Here is a 389-nt window from a genome sequence, read left to right as displayed (position 1 = left end):
CGACCAGGCCAAGGCCGACGTGAAGAAGGCCGGCGACAACGTCAAGGACGCCTTCGACAAGTAGCACGACAGTTAGTACGACAGGGAGCGCGCCGAATTGCGTGCACCTACGGCGTCTGCTCATCTTCGAGCGGACGCCGTTCCTGTCTCACCGCATCAGCCCACGGGGCGTATCACGAGCTCGCTCGCTACCACAACCCGGTTTCATCTGGGGAGCGCTTCCCGCAGGCTGGGTTCACGTTGATCGAAAGGAGCTCATCATGAGCATGGGAGACAAGATCAAGCACGGCGCCGAAGACCTTACCGGCAAGGCCAAGGAAGGCCTCGGCAAGGCGACCGACAACGACAAGCTCGAGGCGGAGGGCAAGGCCGACCAGGCCAAGGCCGAC

At 62.7% G+C, this 389-nt stretch carries 1 protein-coding gene; it reads left to right on the top strand.

Going from position 1 to position 389, the window contains the following annotated elements; translation table 11 throughout:
* Positions 1–260: 260 nt before the first annotated feature.
* Positions 261–389: CsbD family protein (locus MIC448_RS15425; protein WP_081766475.1), on the top strand; the 129-nt coding region annotated here is incomplete at its 3' end.

The sequence above is a fragment of the Microbacterium sp. C448 genome (assembly GCF_000582705.2).
Classification (GTDB): Bacteria; Actinomycetota; Actinomycetes; order Actinomycetales; family Microbacteriaceae; genus Microbacterium; species Microbacterium lacus_A.
Note: the sequence above shows the minus strand (reverse complement) of the source record. Positions and strands in the feature narration are given on the sequence as shown.